Origin of the sequence: Sinorhizobium sp. B11, assembly GCA_039725955.1 — a bacterium.
Lineage (GTDB): Bacteria > Pseudomonadota > Alphaproteobacteria > Rhizobiales > Rhizobiaceae > Rhizobium.
The window spans coordinates 2820416-2841452 of sequence record CP091034.1; the positions used below are offsets into that span (position 1 = coordinate 2820416).

Annotated in this window: 22 protein-coding genes and 1 pseudogene; 12 read left to right on the plus strand and 11 right to left on the minus strand. The window is 62.4% G+C overall.

Going from position 1 to position 21037, the window contains the following annotated elements; translation table 11 throughout:
- The first annotated feature begins 124 nt into the window (after positions 1–124).
- Complete coding sequence (locus LVY75_24060; protein ID XAZ21886.1) at positions 125–1609, plus strand: DHA2 family efflux MFS transporter permease subunit; 1485 nt, start codon at positions 125–127, stop codon at positions 1607–1609.
- Between the two features lie 117 nt (positions 1610–1726).
- On the opposite strand, the gene LVY75_24065 is transcribed toward LVY75_24060, so the two are convergent.
- Together LVY75_24065 and LVY75_24070 are read right to left on the minus strand one after the other, a co-directional pair.
- A complete protein-coding gene (locus LVY75_24065; protein XAZ21887.1) occupies positions 1727–2593 on the minus strand; it encodes an SDR family oxidoreductase in 867 nt (288 codons plus the stop codon).
- Positions 2594–2670: 77 nt separating this feature from the next.
- Positions 2671–3327 carry an O-methyltransferase gene (locus tag LVY75_24070; GenBank protein ID XAZ21888.1) on the minus strand — a complete coding sequence of 219 codons (657 nt, stop codon included), beginning with the start codon at positions 3325–3327 and terminating at the stop codon, positions 2671–2673.
- 91 nt (positions 3328–3418) lie between these two features.
- On the opposite strand from LVY75_24070, the gene LVY75_24075 reads away from it, so the two are divergent.
- Positions 3419–4045, plus strand: a complete 627-nt coding sequence (locus LVY75_24075) for a TetR family transcriptional regulator (protein XAZ21889.1) — start codon at positions 3419–3421, stop codon at positions 4043–4045.
- A gap of 21 nt (positions 4046–4066) precedes the next feature.
- Here the strand turns inward: LVY75_24075 and LVY75_24080 are convergent.
- A pseudogene (locus LVY75_24080) lies at positions 4067–4833 on the minus strand (prolyl oligopeptidase family serine peptidase).
- Positions 4834–4979: 146 nt separating this feature from the next.
- On the opposite strand from LVY75_24080, the gene LVY75_24085 reads away from it, so the two are divergent.
- Complete coding sequence (locus LVY75_24085; protein XAZ21890.1) at positions 4980–5630, plus strand: dihydrofolate reductase family protein; 651 nt, start codon at positions 4980–4982, stop codon at positions 5628–5630.
- A 100-nt stretch (positions 5631–5730) separates the two neighbouring features.
- On the opposite strand, the gene LVY75_24090 is transcribed toward LVY75_24085, so the two are convergent.
- The 3 genes from LVY75_24090 to LVY75_24100 all read right to left on the minus strand — a co-directional run bounded on the left by LVY75_24090 (position 5731) and on the right by LVY75_24100 (position 8737).
- A complete protein-coding gene (locus LVY75_24090; GenBank protein ID XAZ21891.1) occupies positions 5731–7464 on the minus strand; it encodes a PAS domain-containing methyl-accepting chemotaxis protein in 1734 nt (577 codons plus the stop codon).
- 174 nt (positions 7465–7638) lie between these two features.
- Positions 7639–8019, minus strand: a complete 381-nt coding sequence (locus LVY75_24095) for a glyoxalase (GenBank protein ID XAZ21892.1) — start codon at positions 8017–8019, stop codon at positions 7639–7641.
- 4 nt (positions 8020–8023) lie between these two features.
- Complete coding sequence (locus LVY75_24100) at positions 8024–8737, minus strand: SDR family oxidoreductase (GenBank protein XAZ25815.1); 714 nt, start codon at positions 8735–8737, stop codon at positions 8024–8026.
- A 129-nt stretch (positions 8738–8866) separates the two neighbouring features.
- Here LVY75_24100 and LVY75_24105 point away from each other — a divergent pair, with 129 nt between their 5' ends.
- From LVY75_24105 to LVY75_24125, 5 genes are all read left to right on the plus strand, one after another.
- Entirely contained in the window at positions 8867–9775 is a 909-nt protein-coding gene (locus tag LVY75_24105; GenBank protein ID XAZ21893.1) for a LysR family transcriptional regulator, read from the plus strand.
- Positions 9776–9964: 189 nt separating this feature from the next.
- Positions 9965–10690: a hypothetical protein gene (locus tag LVY75_24110; protein XAZ21894.1), complete on the plus strand. Its 726-nt coding sequence runs from the start codon at positions 9965–9967 to the stop codon at positions 10688–10690.
- Between the two features lie 145 nt (positions 10691–10835).
- The gene (locus LVY75_24115) at positions 10836–11066 is read left to right on the plus strand and encodes a hypothetical protein (GenBank protein ID XAZ21895.1); all 231 of its coding nucleotides are present in this window, start codon (positions 10836–10838) and stop codon (positions 11064–11066) included.
- 667 nt (positions 11067–11733) lie between these two features.
- Positions 11734–12234: a DUF4405 domain-containing protein gene (locus LVY75_24120; protein ID XAZ21896.1), complete on the plus strand. Its 501-nt coding sequence runs from the start codon at positions 11734–11736 to the stop codon at positions 12232–12234.
- A gap of 74 nt (positions 12235–12308) precedes the next feature.
- Entirely contained in the window at positions 12309–13274 is a 966-nt protein-coding gene (locus LVY75_24125) for a DMT family transporter (protein XAZ21897.1), read from the plus strand.
- Between the two features lie 25 nt (positions 13275–13299).
- Here LVY75_24125 and LVY75_24130 read toward each other — a convergent pair whose 3' ends face one another.
- Complete coding sequence (locus LVY75_24130; GenBank protein XAZ21898.1) at positions 13300–13920, minus strand: TetR/AcrR family transcriptional regulator; 621 nt, start codon at positions 13918–13920, stop codon at positions 13300–13302.
- Positions 13921–14088: 168 nt separating this feature from the next.
- Here LVY75_24130 and LVY75_24135 point away from each other — a divergent pair, with 168 nt between their 5' ends.
- The gene (locus LVY75_24135; GenBank protein ID XAZ21899.1) at positions 14089–15120 is read left to right on the plus strand and encodes an aldo/keto reductase; all 1032 of its coding nucleotides are present in this window, start codon (positions 14089–14091) and stop codon (positions 15118–15120) included.
- 151 nt (positions 15121–15271) lie between these two features.
- On the opposite strand, the gene LVY75_24140 is transcribed toward LVY75_24135, so the two are convergent.
- Entirely contained in the window at positions 15272–16012 is a 741-nt protein-coding gene (locus LVY75_24140) for a gamma-glutamylcyclotransferase (GenBank protein XAZ21900.1), read from the minus strand.
- A 204-nt stretch (positions 16013–16216) separates the two neighbouring features.
- Between LVY75_24140 and LVY75_24145 the strand changes: the two genes are divergently transcribed.
- Complete coding sequence (locus tag LVY75_24145; protein ID XAZ21901.1) at positions 16217–16963, plus strand: aminoglycoside phosphotransferase family protein; 747 nt, start codon at positions 16217–16219, stop codon at positions 16961–16963.
- A 355-nt stretch (positions 16964–17318) separates the two neighbouring features.
- Entirely contained in the window at positions 17319–17585 is a 267-nt protein-coding gene (locus tag LVY75_24150) for a hypothetical protein (GenBank protein ID XAZ21902.1), read from the plus strand.
- A 33-nt stretch (positions 17586–17618) separates the two neighbouring features.
- Here the strand turns inward: LVY75_24150 and LVY75_24155 are convergent, their stop codons facing one another.
- Genes LVY75_24155 through LVY75_24165 form a run of 3 tightly spaced genes read right to left on the minus strand, consistent with a single transcriptional unit; the run spans position 17619 to position 19799 of the window.
- Positions 17619–18017, minus strand: a complete 399-nt coding sequence (locus LVY75_24155; protein XAZ21903.1) for a transcriptional repressor — start codon at positions 18015–18017, stop codon at positions 17619–17621.
- A complete protein-coding gene (gene znuB / locus LVY75_24160; protein XAZ21904.1) occupies positions 18014–18829 on the minus strand; it encodes a zinc ABC transporter permease subunit ZnuB in 816 nt (271 codons plus the stop codon). Before znuB ends, LVY75_24155 begins: the two co-directional genes overlap by 4 nt.
- Positions 18822–19799, minus strand: coding sequence for a metal ABC transporter ATP-binding protein (locus tag LVY75_24165; protein XAZ21905.1), 978 nt, complete (start codon positions 19797–19799; stop codon positions 18822–18824). The genes znuB and LVY75_24165 overlap by 8 nt, the downstream gene beginning before the upstream one ends.
- 114 nt (positions 19800–19913) lie before the next feature.
- On the opposite strand from LVY75_24165, the gene LVY75_24170 reads away from it, so the two are divergent.
- Entirely contained in the window at positions 19914–20918 is a 1005-nt protein-coding gene (locus LVY75_24170) for a zinc ABC transporter substrate-binding protein (protein ID XAZ25816.1), read from the plus strand.
- The last annotated feature ends 119 nt before the right edge of the window (positions 20919–21037 follow it).

A 21037-nucleotide genomic window follows, 5' to 3' on the forward strand; every position in this document is an offset into this window, starting at 1 on the left:
AAACGCCTTGCATCCCAGCGACAGCATAAAGACATAGGAAATACGCATACCCCGTGTCGCAATCAGCCCGGCACTTTCGTCTTAAGGCAGAACTCCTTCTTTCAGATATGGATATAGGAACGCCATGACCAGTGAACCTTTGCTTTCAGCGATCGAAGAACAGGCCGAATTGCCGGTCGAGGACCATAGCGCCCGCAACAGGCTGGTGATCGGCCTGCTGCTCGTCTCCGCCTTCGTGGTCATCCTCAACGAGACCATCATGGGTGTGGCGATCCCGCACCTGATGGCCGATCTCAAGATCCCCGCGAGCTCCGCCCAATGGCTGACCTCGGCCTTCATGCTGACCATGGCCACCGTCATTCCCGTGACAGGCTATCTCCTGCAGCGACTGAACACGCGGCCGGTCTTCATCCTCGCCATGGCGCTCTTTTCCGCCGGCACGCTGGTCTCCGCGCTTGCCCCCGGCTTCCCCATGCTGGTCGTCGGCCGCATCGTCCAGGCCTCGGGCACGGCGATCATGATGCCGCTCTTGATGACCACGATCATGAACCTCGTGCCGCCGCATTCGCGCGGCAAGACGATGGGCAATATCTCGATCGTCATATCCGTCGCGCCGGCCATCGGCCCCACGATTTCGGGCCTCATCCTCTCCTCGCTCGACTGGCGCTGGCTCTTCCTGCTGGTGCTGCCGATCGCGCTTGCGGCTCTGGCACTGGGTGCTGCGAAAATCGAGAACGTCACCGTGCCGTCGAAGGCACCGCTTGATATTCTCTCGGTCATACTCTCGGCTATCGGCTTCGGCAGTTTCGTCTTCGGCATCAGCGAGCTCGGTGCGCCCGAGGGCGGTTCGACGCCGCTCGATCCCCGCGTCATGCTTGTTGCCGGTGCTGCCGTCATCGCCATCTTCATCTGGCGGCAGCTTTATCTCCAGAAGCACGAAAGGGCGCTTCTCGACCTGCGCACTCTTCAGACGAAGACCTTCACGATCGCCGCAGGCATGATGGCGATCCTGATGATGTCGATGTTCGGCGTCTTCATCCTGCTGCCGATCTATCTTCTGTCAGTCCTCGGCCAGACAACGCTGACGACAGGCCTCCTGCTTCTGCCGGGCGGCCTGATCATGGGCCTTTGCGCCCCCTTCGTCGGCAGGCTTTTCGACCGCTACGGCCCTGCCCGCCTCGTCATCCCCGGCGCCATTCTCTTCAGCGGCGTGATGTGGAGCCTGACCTTCATCTCCACGACGACTCCGGTCTGGGTCGTGCTCGCCATCCATATCGTGCTCAGCATCGGCCTTGCCCTGATGTTCACGCCGCTCTTCACCGTCAGCCTCGGCTCGCTGCCGCCGAACCTCTATTCTCACGGCAGCGCCATCATCGGCACCACCCAGCAGGTCGCCGGTGCCGCCGGCACCACGCTCTATGTCGCCATCATGACCTGGCGTGCCGGCGTGTTGACTCAAGGTGAGGCAGATGCCGCAACGGCAACCGTCGGCGGCATGCAGTCCGCCTTCTTCGTCGGCGCGCTGATTTCGCTGGCAGCGGTCGTGGCATCCCTTTACGTGAGACGCCCGCCCAACCAGCCTGACGGCCAGCCGATGGGCGGGCATTGAACGCTTCCGACGAGCCTAGAGCAATTCCAACAAAAGTGCGCAGCGGTTTTGTGTCCGGAATTGCGTCAAAACAAAGAGTTAGAACATTTCCGTGTTTCGAAGAAAAACGGAAATGTTCTAACGCGCGTAATAGCCAGGCTGATCGAGATCGTCGATGAGGCCCCGGCAGGTCGGCTGCCAGCCGAGCAGCCAGCGCGTATGGGCGCTGGAGGCTGCCATGTTCGTTGCTGCCATGGTGGCGAACCAGCCGAAATGTTCGCGGGGGCGAGACTCCACCGGCAGGCCGAGCTGGCGTCCGATCACCTCGGCGATCTCTCGGAACGGCACTGCCTCGTCGGCAACAGCATGATAGGCCGCTTCGGTCACGCCGCTTTCGAGCGCCAGGCGATAGAGGCGGGCCGCGTCCAGCCGATGCACGCCCGACCAGCAATTCGTCCCATCGTCAGGATAGGCGGATACGCCGGTCTCGCGGGCGATGCGCACGAGGATCGGGATGAAGCCGTAATCGCCGATGCCATGCACGCTCGGGGCAAGCCGCATCGTCGCCGCACGGATCCCCTGCCCGGCAAGCGCACGGGCGGCGGCTTCCGATTTGCGCGGCGACGCCGGGTTCGGCAGGTCCGCTTCCGTGGCGCCCCGCGGAAAGCCCAGCAGGCCCGATGTAACGATGAGCGGGCGATTCGACCCGGCAAGCGCATTCCCGAGCGCATGGATCGCGCGCTCGTCCTGCGCCGCATTGTCGAAAAATTTCGAGAAGTCATGATTGAAGGCGGTGTGGATCACCGCATCGGCCTTCAACGCGGTCTCGGCGAGAAGGTCGAGGTCATCGAGCGATCCTGGAACGAGCTTTGCCCCGATGACCGCAATCGCCTTCGCTTTTGCGATCGAGCGAACCAGCCCGCTGACCTTGTGGCCGGCGCGGACCAGTTCCTCGACGATGGCGGTGCCGACCCAGCCGGTCGCACCCGTTACGAATATGTGCATTGCTGAGATCTCCATTGCCGGACTGCCGTCAGGCAGCCGGTGTTGAGGTTATTTCGTTGTGCGAAGACTAGTCGAAGTCAGGCCACGCGCATCGACAGCTCGATGTCGTCGGCAAAGGGCGTGGACATGTATCCGCTCGTGGGCGAACGGACGTGGTCGAGATATTGCGGGCAATAATCAGCATCGTCGGCAATGACGAGCGCCCCAGGCCGAAGCCGGCTTTCGACCAGCGCCAGCACCTCGGGATAGAGCGACTTCGCCCCGTCAAGCAGAAGCAGGTCGATACTGTCAGGAAGATCGGCGCTCAATGTCTCGAGCGCATCGCCTGCGCGGATTTCGACGAGATCGGCAAGGCCGCCTTCGGCAATGTTACGGCGAGCCCGCGCAACCTTCGAGACCTCGAATTCGCTGCTGATCAACCGCCCGCCGCCATTGTCGCGAAGGGCAGCGGCAAGATAGAGCGTCGAGATGCCGAAGGACGTACCGAACTCGACGACGGTCTTCGCGTTGGTGCTGCGCGCCAGCATGTAGAGCAGCTCTCCGGTCTGGCGCGAGACGGGCAGCCACAGATCCTTCAGGCGACCGTAGAAATCGAGATATTCGGTCTTGCTGTGTATCAGCCGCTCCCGCTCGTCGTGCGAGAGCCCGGCCATGGCCGGGCTGGTGGCTCTGTCGGCCTCGGCAAACAGCTGATCGAGAAGCGGCGCGAGCGGTGCGCTTGTCATGGTGTTCATCAGGAAAATCCCTCATTTCGGATGGCTTGCTTTCGAAATGAAAATACGAATAATCCGTCGCATTCGCTAATCGCATTTGCGGAACGTCAATATGGCAGAACGTCCAAGCCACGGAATCTCCTCAAGAAAATCGCCGCGACAAGCGCGCTCGAACGAGCTCGTAAACGCCATTCTGCAAGCCGCTGTTCAGGTTTTGGAGCAGGAAGGCGCGCAGCGTTTTACGACCGCTCGCGTAGCCGAAAGAGCCGGCGTCAGCGTCGGCTCGCTCTATCAATATTTCCCCAACAAGGCGGCCATCCTCTTCCGGCTGCAGAGCGACGAATGGCGGCAGACCTCGAATCTGCTGGGCGACGTCCTTGGTGACGAGGCCCGTCCGCCGCTCGACCGGCTGCGCTCTCTGGTCCACGCCTTCATCCGCTCCGAATGCGAGGAAGCCGCCGTCCGCGTCGCGCTGAACGATGCCGCACCCCTCTATCGCGACGCTCCCGAAGCGCAGGAGGCACGGGGCGCTGCCGATGACATTATCGAGCAGTTCATGCGGGAAGCGCTGCCCGATGCCTCGGACGCAATCCGGACCATGGCCGGAGACCTGATCATGGCGACGATGAGCACGGTCGGAAAGGATTTTTCCGAAGCAGCGCATGCCGAGAACGAGATCTCAGCCTACGCGGACGCGATGTCGGACATGTTCTGCGCCTACCTCCGCAGCCTCAACTGACCAGCGCGGCTGGCTGCCGGCTCAATGATAGGTCACGACGGGATTGAACATCCTTTGCAGGAAGGAGCGCTGCGCGGCCTGCGCATATTCCCGGGGAATGTCGTGCCCGCACTCGAAGACATGGAGCGTCACCGGCACCTCGGCGTCGGTCAGCGCATCCGAGAACCGTTCGGCCTGGGCAACGGGAGCCCGCTCGTCGAGCCTCCCGTGCAGCAACAGGGCTTCCGCCCGGATTTTTGATACGTGATGCAGGGCCGAGCGGACCAGGAAGGCTTCGCTCGAAAGGCCGGCCTCCTGCTCGATCGTCCACCGCAAACCTTTCGAACTCGCCTCATAGGCAGCCTTGAGATCGTAGACCCCACTGCGCAGAATGACGGCCCTGAGATCGGGAACCTGGGCCGCGACCATGGCCGAGGCAACCGCCCCCCGGCTGTTGCCGTAAAGAACGATCCGGCCGGCATCGACAGAGGGCTGCTCCCGCAGGAAGGAGAGTGCGGCCATGATTGCTCGCTGGGTGCTTGGACCGCAGAAATCCGCTGGTCCGTCAGAAGCTCCGAAGCCCGGCTGCGAGACCGCCGCCGCGGTGATATTCAAACCGGAGCAGAACCGAAGCAGCGTGCCGCTATCGACCGCCTCCTGCGCGCCGATCAGGCGGCCACCCTGGTTGCCGTGGACAAACAGGATTGCGCCGGCAGGCGTGGTGCTTTCAGGCTGCGCCTGAAAAAGCTCGACCCTCGCCCCGTCGCCCCGTCGCCCCTATCGATCAGATGTCGCGTCACATCCGGCATCGCCACCCCGCCCTTCGATCCGCCGAAACTGCCATGCGCAGACGGCGCGGTCTCCATAAATTTTCGCAGTATTTGTCGGCTAGCCCTCGCCCAATTCGTCCTGTGGCCGAGATCATCTGAAATATCATCACCACGAGGAGACCATAATGAGAAAGATCATAGCCTCTACCTTCGTCAGCCTGGACGGCGTCATGCAGGCTCCGGGCGGCCCGCAGGAAGATCCCGTCAACGGCTTCAATTTCGGCGGCTGGGTATTCCACTACTGGGACGAGGAATCCGGCAAGGTGATCGACGAGCTTTTCGCAAAGCCCTTCGCCCTGCTGCTAGGCCGCAAGACCTACGATATCTTCGCCGCCCATTGGCCTTATCAGGATGACTCGATCTCCGCGGTCTTCAACCCCGCGACCAAATACGTGGCGACGCACCGGCCTGATACGCTCACATGGGAAAACAGCAAGGCCCTCGGCTCCGATATCGTCGCCAGCCTGAAGAAGATCAAACAGGAGGATGGACCCGACCTGCTCATCCAGGGCTCCGGCAATCTCATCCAGACCCTGCTTGCCAACGACCTGATCGACGAAATGACGGTGATGACCTTCCCGCTCCTCCTCGGCAAGGGCAAGCGCCTGTTCGAGGGCGGCGCCACGCCTGGCGCCCTCAAGCTTAACCGCTCGTCGATCTCAAGCAAGGGCGTCATCATCGCCACCTATGAGCGGAGCGGCGAAGTCCCGACCGGCTCGTTTGCCGACGACAATCCGTCCGAGGCCGAGCTGGAACGCCGGCGGATCTGGAAGTAGTCGCATTCGTTTCGCGGTATCCTGCCTGCCCCGAAAAAGAGGCCTTCATGCTGCCGCGAAACGTGGCTTTTCACGACGCCTGTGAAAAGCCACCTTCGCCTCAGGCTGCGTTGCGTCCCTGCTCCTGCCCGCCGCGATTGCCGGTCCAGTTCGACTTGACGGACGATCCGTCCTCGCGCTGGACGGCGCGGCGGTTGAGCTTGAAGAGGCTGACGAGCTGGGCGAGCGCATCGGCACCGACGGCAAGCGTGGCGCTGATGACGGTCGTGCGTGCGCTCATGGCGGCATTGTCCTGCGTCAGGCGATCGAGCCGCAAAACGGCCTTGCTGATCTCGCCAAGACCTGTCGTCTGCTCGTCTGCGGCCCTGGCGATCCTGTCCACATTGCCGTCGATCTGGCGCACGAGCACATCGATCTGCTTCAGCGCCTCGCCGGTCTCGCCGACAAGGCGCACGCCTTCGAGAACTTCCGCACCGGAATTGTTGATGAGCGCCTTGATCTCCTTGGCGGCGTTGGCCGAGCGCTGCGCGAGTTCGCGCACTTCCTGCGCGACGACGGCAAAACCCTTGCCGGCCTCGCCCGCACGCGCGGCTTCCACGCCGGCATTCAACGCCAGAAGATTGGTCTGGAAGGCGATTTCGTCGATCACGCCGATGATCTTGCTGATTTCGCCCGACGCCGTCTCAATGCGCTGCATGGCATTGACGGTCTGGCGCACCACCTCGGTCGAGGACGCCGTCGAGGCGCGGGCGCTCTGCACGAGTTGGCGCGTTTCCTTCGTGTTCTCGCTCGATGAGCGCACGGTGGCGGTGATCTCGTCCAGTGCCGCCGTTGTCTCTTCCAGCGCCGTGGCCTGCTCGCGGGAGCGTTCGGCGAGATGTTCGGAAGCTTCACGCACTTCCTGGCTGCTTTTCGAAAGGTCGCCGGTCTGGCCGAGCACATTGACCAGCGTCTTCTGGAATTCGCCGATCGACTTGTTGAAATCGCGCCGCAGCCGCTCGAACTCGCCGACGAAGGGTTTGTCCAGCGTAATGCGGATATTGCACTCGGAAAGCCGCTCGAGTGCCGCTCCCAGTTCCTCGACCGCATCCATCCGGTCGGTCACGTCGATCGCGAATTTGACGACCTTGAAGACCTGACCTCGGTGATCGATGATCGGATTGTAAGATGCCTGGATGAAGACGCGCTTGCCATCCTTGCCGAGCCGCATGAACTGGCCGGTCGCAAATTTGCCGGCGCGCAGCTCATCCCAGAAGCTGCGATACTCGGCGGAGCGGGCATAGTCGGGCTCGCAGAACATCGAGTGGTGCTTGCCGATGATCTCTTCCGCGCTGTAGCCGAGTGCGGCGAGGAAATTCTCGTTGGCACCGAGGATCTTGCCGTCGGGCGTGAATTCGATAACGGCCTGCGCCCGAGACAGCGCCGCAAGCTTGCCTTCGTCTTCGGCACTCTTGCGCTTGATTGCCGTAATGTCGGTAGCGATCTTCACCACCTTGTATGGCTTGCCGAAGCGGAAGACCGGATTGTAGGAGGCCTCGATCCAGATTTCCTGGCCATTCTTGGCCCGACGGCGATACTGGCACTGGTCATACTCGCCGCGCGCCAGCTTCGCCCAGAAGGCCTTGTACTCCCTGGAGGCCGCCTCCTCCGGCAGCACGAACAGGCTGTGATGGCGTCCGACGATTTCCTCGCGCCGATAACCGACCGCTCTGCAGAAATTCTCGTTCGCCGTCAGGATAGTGCCGGTAAGGTCGAACTCGATGATGGCCTGCGACCGGCTCAGGGCATCAAGCACGGCCGATGCGTCGAGGCCGGGTATGGGAAAGCGAGACATGCCTTTGGACCCTCAGAGGTGGGAAGAACCGGACCACTTCGGGTAGCCGCAGCACTTTCTCAAGACATTAGTCGGACACCCTTAATTAGCCATTAAGCATATCTGAAAATGCCGCCTGGTCGCGCATCGAAAGCCGTCCTGCCGCGTCGAATTCGCCTGGAGCGCGCGCTAGGCTTACCTTGCCGCTGACATCCCGCCCTCGCGAAAAACGAGTTCCAGCAGGATGCCGCCCGGCGTGCGCACGAAGAGGCGCCGTTCGCCAAGCTCGACAAGATCCATGGTGGAATAGACAATCCCGTCACCGTCGAGCCGAGCCCGGAAGGCATCATAACCTTCCAGCCGGAAGCCGATATGGTCGATCGCCTCAACATCCCGGCCGATGGCCCTGCCGCCGCCCGGAATGAGATGCACGACGGGTTCCCCGTCATTGTAGAGCCAATAGCCGGCAAAGCCGAAATTCGGACGGTAGCCGACCGTCAGGCCCAGCAGGTCCTGGAGGAACTGTCGCGTCCCTTCCAGATCCGCCGTGCGCAAAGTCACATGATCGAGTTGCATGGCATCACCCGATCACTCCGCCGCCATCGACGCGCACCGTGGAGCCGGTGGCAAAGGGCGTTGTCACGAGGAAGAGCACCGCATTGGCTATATCGGAGGCCTGCCCGACCGTCTTTGCCGGGAGCGAGCCTGCGACGCGCTCGAACATGGCGTTGCGGTTGCCCTCATCCATTTTCGACCAGAGCGGCGTGTCGATCAGACCGGGCGAAACCGCGTTGACCCTGACTGGTGACAATTCCAGTGCCAGGCCACGGGCCAGGGATTCCAGTGCGGCATTGATGGCGCCCTGCAAGACGGAAGACGCAGACGGACGTTCACTGAGGAAGCCGGAAATAAAGGTCAGCGTGCCGCGCTCGGCAAACCGTGCCGCCCGCGCAACCCGGTAAGCGCCCCAGAACTTGCTGTCCATGGCCCGCGCAGCATCATCGAGTGAAAGCTTGCGCACCGGCCCGCTCGGCGTCTGGGCGGCGGAGATGACAACATGATCCCATGCCTCGTGCGAAGCGAAGAAAGCTTCGACACTGCTGTTATCGCCGGTATCGAGCACTGCCGTCTCGACCTTGCCTTCGATCGACTTTGCAGCCTCGGCAAGCTTGTCTGCCGATCGCGAAGCGATCGTCACCTCAGCACCGGCAGCTGCCGCCTGTTGCGCGACCGCAAGGCCGATGCCGGAGCTCCCGCCGACGACGAGAACGCGTTGTTTGGCCAAGGATTTCATGGTCGAAGTCATCTTTTCTCTCCGGTTTGCGGCGATCCCGCCCTGTTTCGATGGCTGGAAGTTAGCGCGACAGAGCTCTTGCCGGAATGGATATTGTCGTAGACTGTCTCTTGCGATATCAGCAAGAATATGAGCGACAACTTCCTCGACATGCTGGTCTTCGTACGAGTGGTTCAAGCCGGCAGCCTCTCCGGTGCGGCCCGTGATCTGAACTTCTCGCTGACCGTCGTCAGCCGCAAGCTGTCGCGTCTGGAGGAAAGGCTCGGTGTGCGCCTCGTCAACAGGACGACACGCTCCCTCTCCCTCACCGAGGAAGGCGCGCGCTTCTACGAACGCTGCTCGAAGATCTTGACCGAGATCGACGATGCCGAAACCGAGGCGACAAGCGGCAGGGATACGGCAAGCGGCCTTCTGAAAGTCACCGCCACCTATGCCTTCGGCCGCCGCTGGCTGGCACCGCTCCTGCATGAATTCCGGGAGGCCCATCCCGATCTCACCATCCACCTCGATACCGAGGACGGCCTGGTGAACATCGTCGAGGCGGGCTACGATCTCGCAATTCGTTTCGGCGCGCTGTCCGACTCCAGCCTGATCGCCCGGCAGATCGCGCCGAACCGTCGTGTCATCTGCGCCTCCCCTGCCTATCTCGACCGCCGCGGCCGTCCCGAGACGATCGACGATCTGCCCGCGCACGACGTTATCGCTTTCGGCGAGCCGCCCAACACGCACTGGACCTTTGCTGATGGGCGCAGCGCCAATGTCACCGCCAGGCTCACCACCAACAATGGCGAGCTCGCCCATCGCTGGGCGCGTCTAGGGGCCGGGCTCGTGCTGAAGTCGATCTGGGACGTCAAGGACGACATCGACAGCGGTGCGCTGGAGATCGTCCTGCCGGAGGCAAGGCTCGCCGCCGCCCCGATCCATGCCGTCTTCCCTCACAGTAGGCTTGCCGCCGCCAAGGTCCGCCTCTGCATCGATTTCCTGTCGCAGAGACTGCGCAAGGCATCGCCGGCGGAAGTGTCGACGGATCACAGCTGATTTGTCGAAAAAGTGATTTCGTTCCAAAGACTTCTGGCTTATGTGGACTTGCCAGACGCATGCAATGCCCATCTTCTGCCCGATTGTGGCGCTTTAGTCAGCCAATGCCCCCACTCAGACTGCCCGCGCGCGCTGGGCCCAAGACTGCGCGCCGAGACAGTGTTTCAATCAGCTTTCAAGGACGTCAGAATGTCGCTGAAAACATCTTCCCGCTGGATCGCACCGCTCGCCGGTCTTCTGGTGCTCTCGGGGAGTGCAATTGCCGTGCGCGCCGAGCCGCTGCCGGCATCGCCCGTCACCCAGGCGAGCCCGAGGCCCAACTATACGGTTCCAGCCCGCCGCCCCGTCCATATCCTCCGGCAGGATACGGGCGCGTCGCTGTCGGCCCTCTTTGATTCAGCCAGCGGCAATCAGGCCAAGGTGCTGAACGAGATGGACGGCCTCCAAGTCTTGATGAACAACGACATCGCCGAGGCGGTCGAGGCCTATTACGCCCAGCCGAAGGCAAAGCTCATCTGGGTCGATGGCAAGGGACCGACCCCCAAGGCAGCACAGGCGCTCAGCCTCCTGAAGCAGGCTGAGGACTGGGGATTGAATGCCGGCGACTATGGCCGTTGCTCCTCCTCAAGGATCGGACCGCGCGAGAGCACTGGCCGAGTTCGAAGCCTCCCTCTCGGCCAAGATGCTGATGTATCCTGCAGGATAATTTCCGCGGCCGCATCGATCCCAACAAGCTGTCCAACTATTATGACTTTCAAGCCGCAAGCCGGTCGATCTGAGGGCGACGATCGCCCAACTCTCAGGCCACAGCCCGACCTCATGGTGGTCTTCGACCGCCTTCTGCCGAGCAATCCGAAATTCGCCCAGCTTGCCGCCGAGTTGCATTACCTGCGCACCTCGGGGCCAGGGCGGTGACAACTGCCGCCAACATCAACAAGGTGATCGTGGCGATGGAGGAAATGCGCTGGCTGCCGCAGGAATTCCCGGAGCGCTACGTCTTCATCAACCAGCCGGCCTACATGGCCTAATTATTACGAAAACGGCACGCTGACCACTCTCGATGAAGGCGGTGATCGGACAGCAGGACCACCAGACCAACTTCTTCGACGCCTCGATCAAGACGGTTCGAATTCAACCCCGACTGGGGCGTGCCGCAATCGAATCAATCCGCAACGAGATGCTGCCGCATCTGAAGCGCGACCCCCGCTTATCTCGACAAGGAAGGCTATGTGGTCTCGGTCAAGGGCAAGACCATGCCATCGGCCAAGGTCGACTGGTCGCAGCCACTTGAGAATATCGGTGTCGTCCCAGGCCGCCCGGTCCCGATAATGCGCTCGGCCAGCTGAAGATCCTTTTCCCGAACTCGCACGACATCTACATGCACGACACCCCTGCCCGCGGTAAATTCGCCTCGCAGGACCGCATGTTCAGACCATGGCTGCGTGCGACTGGAAAACCCGAAGGCGATGGCCGCCGCCGTCCTCAAGACCTCCGGTCGAGTTCGTCGACCCAGCAGATCGCCGATGGCGCCAAGAAGGACATGGCCGGTTCCGGAACAAGGTTCCGGTCTACGTCTCCTATTTCACCTGCATGGCCGACGGATGATGGCGTCATTCCACTATTTCGACGACATCTACGGCCGCGATGCGGAAACCTTGACGGCGATTTCAGCGACGACCGCAAGCCGCGCATCAATCGTAACTCGGACGGGGCTATGCCAGCCCCGCCCCTTCATCGCCAGCTGCTTCTGCCAATCCTCTCGTCGTCCCTGCCGACAATCGTCGGCGGATGAAGATATGTGCATTTTACACATATTCATTGACGGCATGCTCCACCCCTGATATATGTGCATTATACACATAATGGAGTGGATATGGCACAGCAAATCTCAACCGGCGCACGCAAGTGCGGCGCCGGCGCAGCAGAACCGCGCGCGGCAATCATCGGGAGCAGCTCCGATGGCCGCTAGGATCACAACACGCAGCTGGGCGACACCCCTGACGATTGGCTCCTTCCTGCTGATGGCAGGCACCGGCGTCATGATGTTCTTCGAGTGGGAACGAGGCCTGATGACCGTCGTCCACCAATGGTTCTCCTGGTTTTTCGTTATTGGCGCCATCGGCCACATAGTCGCCAACATCAAGCCCTTCCAGTCGCATCTGAAGGCGCGCTGGGGCCGCTACAGCATTGCGGTTTTCGCGATTGTGCTTGCCGCTTCCGTCTTCAGCTGGGGGCAGATCACCGGGCCGCAGCTGGAACGCCCGATCGAACAGGCGCTTGTCTACGCCCCTCTCTCGGCCCTTGCCGATGTCACCGGCCAGTCACAGGCCGATCTCCTGGCCAGGCTCAGGCAGCAGGGCATAGAGGCGGAGGCGGATCAATCCGTCGGAGATCTCGCCCGCCTGCACGGCATCGATGAGAACCGCGCTCTTGCGATCATCTTCGGCGTGGAAGGATAAGCCTGCGTCCTACCGCTTATTGCCGACAGCGCCTTCACCTGTGCGGCGCCAGGAATTTGTGGCATAACTGGGCGATGGCGATACATGTCTTGGCAGTCCATGGTGATAGTGTCGGGACGGAACGGGCGGCAGGCGGCTCGCTTGCAGGCGCCTATTCCGTGGGCGTTCTCTGCTGGCTCCTCTCAGCCGGCGTCTATATCGCCGCCAAATGGGTCTCCACCGAAATGCCGCCCTGGGCGCTCTGCTTCTGGCGCGTGCTGATCGCCTTCGCGATCCTGCTGCCGATCGTCCAACGCCATTTTTCAGAGATGCTCGTGCTGGTGCGGGCACGCGGCCTGGAATTGCTTTTCATCGGCGGCATGGGGCTTGCCATCTGCCAGGGCATGATCTTCGTCGGCCTCGAACATGCCGATGCCACCACCGCCGGCATTATCATCGCACTGATCCCGATCATCACCATGATCCTTGCCCGCGTCATGCTGTCAGAGCCGATGGGAAGCTGGCAGGTGGTCGGCTCCATCCTTGCCTTCCTCGGCATCCTCCTCATCATCGTCAAAGGCAGCCCCGATGCGCTGCTGCGCCTCGACTTCAATCCCGGCGAACTCTGGATCGTCGCCGGCGCCTTCTGCTTCAGCCTCTATACGGTGCTGCTGCGGCGCGCGAAATTCGACCTGAACCGCCTTGCCCTGCTCGTCCTGCTGCTCGGTGCCGCGGCGCTGACCGCACTGCCCTTCTACCTCTACGAGCTTACTGCCGACGAACGCACGACGCTGAATACGAGCGGTCTCATCGCGCTCGCCTATGTGGCAATCCCCGGCGGCGCGCTCATGTACTATCTCTTCAACCGAAGCATCGAGGCACTGGGTGCCGCCCGCGCCGGCGTGCTCCTCTACATACAGACGATCTTCATCGCCGTGCTCGCCTATCTGATCCTCGGTGAAAAGCTGCAGACCTATCACCTCGAAGGTGCGGCCCTCATCATCGCCGGGTTGCTGCTGATCATTTTGCTGAAACCGAAGGAAAAGACAGCGGCGGCCTGAAGACAGGCGGCGAGGATCAGGACCCTCAGCCCTTCACGCCCGCCCCATAGCGCAGCCCGTCCACCAGCAAGGCAAGCATCCGCCGCGTCGTCGCCGGGTCATCCCCCTGCCCGAGATTGGAAAGCTGTGCGCCGGCACGCAGGAGTTCGCTCGCCTCGATATCGCCGCGTGCGGCTCCGGCGGCAACGGCCCTGTCCAGCAGGCCCTGCAACGCCGGGATCATGCGCTGCTCGAAATAGACGGGCAGCGCCTGATAGGCCGGGTCGCCGGAATGGAGTGCTGCGGCAAGGCCGCGCTTGGCCATGATGAAATCCGTAAAGCGCAGCATCCAGCGCGACAACGCCTCTCCCGGCTCGTGTTCGGCGGCAAGCGTCACGGCGGCATCGGCGCAGGCATCCATCTCGTTGCGCACGACCGCCTTGATGAGATCCGAGCGCTGCGGAAAATGGCGGTAGAGCGTGCCGACGCCCACTCCTGCCTTGTCGGCGATCTCGCGCACCGGCGCATCCATGCCGGAAGTGGCAAATACATCCAAGGCGGCTTTCAGCAGCAAATCCAGGTTGCGCCGCGCATCCGCCCTTACAGGCCTTTCATGGCCGCCATCAGCCTCACGCGCCTCGCCCGGGCGGTCCGTCCGGTCAGTCACATCAACACCTCTTGCAAAACGGAACATTGTTCCGTATAAACGGAACCGCGTTCCGGATGCGCCCTTATACCTCGTTTGCCAGGACTTTGCCAGCCGCAAAGCCTGCCTGACGGACAGTTCAAGATTCACCTGCTCCCGCGAGCAGTCCAAGATTCGAAGGAAACGAAGATGCAATATCGTCCCCTTGGCCGCACCGGCATCAAGGTCAGCCCCTATTGCCTTGGCGCCATGATGTTCGGCGCCATCGGCAATGCCGATCACGATGACTCCATCCGCATCATCCACAAGGCCCTCGACGCCGGCATCAACTTCATCGACACCGCCGACATGTACAGCCACGGCGAATCCGAGGAGATCGTCGGCAAGGCGCTGAAAGGCCGGCGCGACAATGTGGTTCTCGCCACCAAATGCTTCATCCCGATGGGCCAGGATCCGAACCAGCAGGGCAGCTCGCGCCGCTGGATCTATCGCGCCGTCGAAGATTCTCTGCGCCGCCTGCAGACTGATTATATCGACCTCTTCCAGATGCACCGCCCGGCGCCGGACACCGATATCGAGGAAACGCTCTCGGCCCTCACCGACCTGATGCGCGCAGGCAAGATCCGCGCCATCGGCTCCTCCACCTTCCCCGTCTCCGAGATCATCGAGGCGCAATGGGTGGCCGAAAAGCGGGGGCTCGCCCGCTTCCGCACAGAGCAGCCGCCCTATTCCATCCTGCATCGAGGCATCGAGCGCGAAGTCCTCCCCGCCCTCGAACGCTACGGCATGGGCGCGCTGGTCTGGAGCCCTCTCGCCATGGGCATGCTGACCGGCCGCTACCGCAGGGGTGCGGCCCAGCCGGACAGCACCCGCGTTGCCTATTTCCCGAAGCAGATGTCGAACGAGAACAGCCTCGATGCGGTCGAGCAGCTCATTCCGCTCGCGGAAGGCGCCGGCATCTCGCTCACCCACATGGCGCTTGCCTTCGTCATCGCCCATCCGGGCGTTACGTCGGCGATCCTTGGGCCGCGCACCATGGCACAGCTCGACGATCTCCTGGCGGGCGCGCAAGTGCGCCTGAGCGACGAACTGCTCGACGCCATCGACGCCATCGTACCTCCAGGCACCGAAACCGGCCCGCTGGAGGCCAATTACCAGCCCCCGGCGATCAAGACCGCGAGCTTGCGCCGCCGTCCGCCCGCCGAACGCGCCGCCGGCTGATCGGCAACACAGGTCGAAGGCTCCGCCATTCCGGCGGGGCCTTCAGCACATCGGCAATATGGTCGGGAACAAGGCCATGATTGACCGGGGCCAGTTCGCCGGAACCAGGCTCGGCGCATGCTTGCCGAAGCGGTCTCGAAAATCGGGCTGATCAAAGGTCTGCGGCAGGCAATTGCTGCAGCCGGCGCTGCGCCTCTTCCACCTCGATCGCAAGCCCTTCCAGAAGCTCGTCCCACATATCGAGCGCGCGCAGGCCTTCACGTGTACGAAACAGATAATCGGCGGAACTGCCGATACTGCCTGCCGCCGTGGCAAGCCGCTGTACGGTCGCTTCCCTGGAAAGGCCGCCGGCATAGGTATTTGCCAGCGGGTTCATGGTGAAAGCGATGCCGCTTCCAAAACGCGCGCCGTCTTCGTCAAGCAGGTCGACCCAGCGCGGAATATAGGCCTCGGCCACCATCTCCCGCCGCCACAGCAGTTCGAGCTCGTGCAGGAGATCGTCTTCCTCCAGGCGCAAGGCCACGCCGTCGCAGTTGCCGCCCGCATCCAGCCCGAGCACGAGGCCCGGATTTTCCGGCGAGCCGCGTCCGGATGCGGTGGCAAGGCAAAAGGACCGGCGCCAGCCCTCGATACGGGCTTTCCGGCTTTCAACACTCAGAATGATCGGATTCCAGATCAGCGAGCCATAGGCGAAAATCCAGACAGGGCCTTCCGGCCGTTCGGCAAGGATCGATGCGAGCGACGCCTGCCGCTCCTCGTCGCTCAGAAGCCGCAGCGTCGGCGCCGCCCCGGCAATCAGGTCTGCGAAAACGCCGCTCAGCAGCAGTTCGCGCGACAGGATTTCCTCGCCGCAGCAGGCGACCGTTTCCGAGTTTTTATTCTTGATGGTCATGACACCCCCAAATACCGGCCGCGGACATCGTCAACGGCCTTATTTCGTCGCCATCATCCACGCCTCGCGCGCCGGATAAAGCCCGTCGGCACAGACACAGTGTCTCCGCAGCCGCAACAATCGACGCATGGGCGCCTCCCTCTTCCCGCCGCAAAGATCAGCACCACATGTTTCTCGAAGAGACTCAATGAACGGGAGCCCGACATGAGCGAAATCGGCCGTCTGCTCGGCGCCGGCAAGGAAGCGGAAGTCTTTGAACATGGCACGCTGGCGCTGAAGCTCTATAAGCCCGGCCGGCCGAAAGCCCCCGCCTTTCGCGAAGCCGCCAGTCTGGCGATCGCCGAGAAACTGTCGCTGCCAGCGCCCAGAGTTCACGTCGTCGGCGATTATCACGGCCGTTGGGGCCTTCTGATGGATCGCGTGACCGGGGCAAGCCTTGCCGATGAGATGGCGCCCGAGCCGCCACTCTCAGCCATCAAGGAAATGGCCGCGCTCCACCTGCGCCTGCACCGCGAACCCGGCACCGGCCTCCCCTCGCTGAAATCGAGACTGTCGGCCAATATCGAAAGCGCCGAATCCCTGACACAAGACCTGCGCGACCGGCTGCTTCTCACACTTGCCGCCCTGCCCGATAGCGACAGGGTCTGCCACGGTGACTTCCATCCCTGGAATATCCTGGGCTCCGGCAGTGACGCGATGATCGTCGACTGGCTCGATGCCTGCAGCGGCAACCCGGCCGCCGATGTCTGCCGCACCTACCTCCTGATGCGCCGCGTGCTCCCGGCAATCGCCGAGGCCTATGTCGTCACCTATGCGAAGGCGGCCGAATTACCCGCGGACGAGATCTTCACCTGGCTGCCGGTTATCGCCGCAGCCCGCCTGGCAGAGGAAGTGCCCGAGGAGAACGAAGATCTCTTGCATCTTGCAGCGCTCGCCCCTGTCGACGGATAGCCACGCCACCTCCTAACTCGCATCGCCTTTCGCCGTCTGCATCGATCGTCGGCGGTTCGCCTTTCAGCGGGTGGCTCGTGACGGACCAGGGAAGGACGTTTTCGGCACAGGCGGTCAAGAGCGCCACGCAGCTCAGCCGGTGGTACGCGGCGGTCTCCGCCCGCCCCAGCGCCAGTGCTTGATCATAAAAGACGTGACGGCCCTCTCAATGCCCCTTCCCGATTACACCTTCGGTTCGACAGGGCAGCAGATTCCTTCGTTTTCTGTTGCGAATAGTTCGCAATTATGTTTTGCTAATGCAAGTGATTAGCAATCGCATTTCAAGCAGATTCCGGATTGATCGTTGGGGGCGGTCGTGGCTCAGACCAAGGGTATCGACGAAATGACGAGGGAAGAGATCGAGCGGCTGCTGCTGAAGCTCAGCAACATGCTCCACGCCTCTTCGACCGCCCTCGACGAAAGCAATAGCCTGTCAAAGGCAATGGAGAACATTGCCGACCTGCTGCAGAACTACGAGTCCATTTCAGGCGACGCAGATGAGGTCGCAAACCGGATCGCTGAAGCGATAAAGATGGTCGGACAGGCCGATTTTATCCGCCCTGATGAATCGACGGTCCACTGAGCATCGGCCCTGTAACCGGGCCCCGTTTCCGGTTCAGGCCGCACAAGCCTCGCAGGTGCCGCGGATTTCGATCGTCGTTTTCGCCGGCTTGAACTTCTGGCTGCGCACCCATCCCATCAGCCGATGGTCAACCTCATGGTCGTGGAATTCGATCACCTGGCCGCAGCTTTCGCAGATCGCGAAGGCGACGATGCCGTGGCTGTGGCAATCCTCGCCCGGATGGGCGCAGGCGACGAAGGAATTGATGCTTTCGAGGCGATGCACGACGCCATATTCGAGCAGCTTTTCCAGCGCCCGGTAGACCTGCAGCGGTGCTCGAAAACCCTGGTCGCGCAGCTTGTCGAGGATCGTATAGGCGCTGAGCGGTCCCTCGGCCTTTTCGAGCACGTCGAAAACGAGCGCCTGGTTGCGGGTCATTTGCGGTGCAGTCATGAGCCTTGTCCTTGCAGGTCCCTGCGCCCGCGCCAGGCGGGAAGCAGGCTCAGAATGAAGAGAATGAGGGCGGCCACCACGATCGACGGGCCTGATGGCGTGTCATAGCTCAGCGAGCCGAAGAGCCCGCCGACGACGGCGACAGCGCCGATCAGCGAGGCAAGCACGGCCATCAGTTCCGGTGTCGAGGAAAAGCGCCGCGCGGTTGCCGCCGGAATGATCAAGAGCGAGGTGATCAGCATGATGCCGACGATCTTCATGGCAATGGCAATGACGACCGCCATCAACAGCATGAAGAACAGCCGCGCGCGCTCCGGTCGAAGGCCTTCGGCCTCAGCCAGTTCCGGATTGACGGTGGCCGCAAGCAGCGGCCGCCACAGCCAGGCGATCGCCGCCAGCACGAAGACGCCGCCGCCCCAGATCAGCGCGATATCCGTGGTGGAAACCGCCAGAATATCGCCAAACAGGAAGGCGATGAGATCGATACGCACCCAGGTCATGAAGGCGACCATGACGAGGCCGATCGCAAGCGTCGCATGCGAGAGAATGCCGAGCAGCGCATCGGCCGACAGCGCCTGACGCTTCTGCAGGAAGAGAAGCAGGATCGAGACGACAGCGGCCACCACGAAGACGGCAAGCGTCAGGTTGAGTTCGAAAAGCAGAGAGAGCGCCACGCCGAGCAGCGCCGAATGGGCGATCGTATCGCCGAAATAGGCCATTCGCCGCCAGATGATGAAGCAGCCGAGCGGCCCGGTCGTCAGTGCCAGACCGACGCCGGCAAGAATGGCGCGCACGAAGAAATCGTCAAGCATGACGGTCCTCCCCGCTGCTGGCCGTGCTCTGCGCGCCACTCTGAGAATGCGTGTGCGTATGGGCGTGAGCCTCCCCATGCGCATGCCCGTGGTGATGATCGCCATCAGCCTGCGCATGAGCATGAGCGTGCGAATGCGCGTGCCCGTGATCATGATGATGCCCATCGTCGGGATGGCAATGATCGGTCACCGAGCCGTCTTCATGCAGCACGCGCCCGTCGGGCAGATGCGTATGGTCGTGATGGTGGCTGTAGACCGCGAGCGTCGGCGCAGCCCGGCTGCCGAAGAGGCGCACATATTCCGGGCTCTGGCTGACGGCCTGCGGCGTGCCGCGGCAGCAGACATGGCCGTTGAGGCAGATCACGGTATCCGTTTCCGCCATGACGACATGGAGATCGTGCGAGATCAGCAGGATGCCGCAGCCGGTCGTATTGCGGATCGACTTGATGAGCTCGTAAAGCGCGATCTCGCCGGCGAAATCGACGCCCTGCACCGGCTCGTCGAGCACCAGAAGATCGGGTTTGCGGGCAATGGCGCGCGCCATCAACGCGCGCTGGAATTCGCCGCCGGAGAGGTGCTGCACCTGCGCATCCAGCATATGCGCCATGCCGGAGGCTTCAAGCGCGGCCATGATATCGGCCTCGGGCAGCGGCCCAGTCAGCGACATCAGTCGCCGCACCGAAAGCGGCAGCGTCCAGTCGACGGCAAGCTTCTGCGGCACATAGCCGACCTTGAGGCCGGCAATGCGCGTCACCCTGCCCTCATCCGCCTTCAGGACGCCGATCGCCGCCTTCGCGCTCGTCGATTTGCCGGAGCCGTTCGGGCCGATCAGCGTGACGATCTCGCCGCGAGAAACGGAGAAATCCACACCGCGCACCAGCCACCGGCCGCCGCGGCGAATGCCGACATTCTCAAGCGAAACCAGCGGTTCGGCCTTCATACCAGCAGGGGTATTTGCGGGAGAGAGCATCAAATTTTCCGAAAGTGCTGTTGCGTCCTGCTATTGCACACGTTATAGCATAACGCAATTGATGTAATAACATAACAATTGCAATTCAAGCGGAGCATGCTGATGAAACTGGCGATGGGCATTACCCTCGCGATCCCGGCCTTCCTCATCGCCGGGGCTCTTCAGGCGGCCGATGCACCTGTCGTCGTCACCTCGATCAAGCCGATCCATTCGCTGGTATCCGCCATCATGGATGGCGTCGGCAAGCCTGAGCTGATCGTCGATGGCGCCGCCTCCCCGCACACCTATAATCTGAAGCCTTCCAACGCCCGCGCCCTGCAGGAAGCCAAGGTGATATTCTGGGTCGGCCCCGGCCTCGAAGCCTTCCTCGAAAAGCCGCTGGAATCGTTGGGTTCCGACGCCATCGTCGCGCGCCTGGACGATGCGCCGGGCCTGGTGAAGCTGCCCTTCCGCGAAGGCGGCGCGTTCGAGGCTCACGACGACGACGCGGACCACGATGGTGCTTCCGCGGAGCACGATAGTGCTTCCGCTCACGAGCACGGCGAAGCCGGCCATGACCACGCAGCTGACGCCCACGCTCACGATGAGGACGGCCACCACGGCTTCGATACCCATCTCTGGCTCGATCCCATGAATGCGAAAGCCATGGCAGCCGAGATCACCACCACGCTGGTTGCCGCCGACCCCGCCAACGCTCTGACCTATGAGGCCAATGCAAAGGCGCTGGACGACAAGCTGGATGCATTGGACAAGGAAGTCGCCGCGACCGTTGCGCCGGTAAAAGACAAGCCTTTCGTGGTCTTCCACGATGCCTATCAGTATTTCGAGCACCGCTACCATATCCGCGTCGCCGGCTCGATCACCGTCAGCCCGGAAACCATCCCGGGTGCGGAGCGCATCTCGGAGATCCACAAGAAAGTCGGCGATCTCGGCGCAACCTGCGTCTTCGCCGAGCCGCAATTCGAGCCGCGTCTCGTCAACGTGGTCATCGAAGGCACCAAAGCGAAGTCGGGTGTGCTCGACCCCGAAGCCGCCACCCTGCCTGCCGGCCCCGATCTCTACTTCTCCCTCATGCGCGGCATCGCCGACAGCATGCGGAACTGCCTTGCCAGCGCATAGTCCGAACGAGGGTCGGCAGCGATGAGCGCATTCTACAAGTAAGGAACGCCCAAGAGGCACCCTGTCGAACTTGCAGCCCGCCCCCGCGAGCGCTGCGGCGAAAGAAGGCGGCGACACCC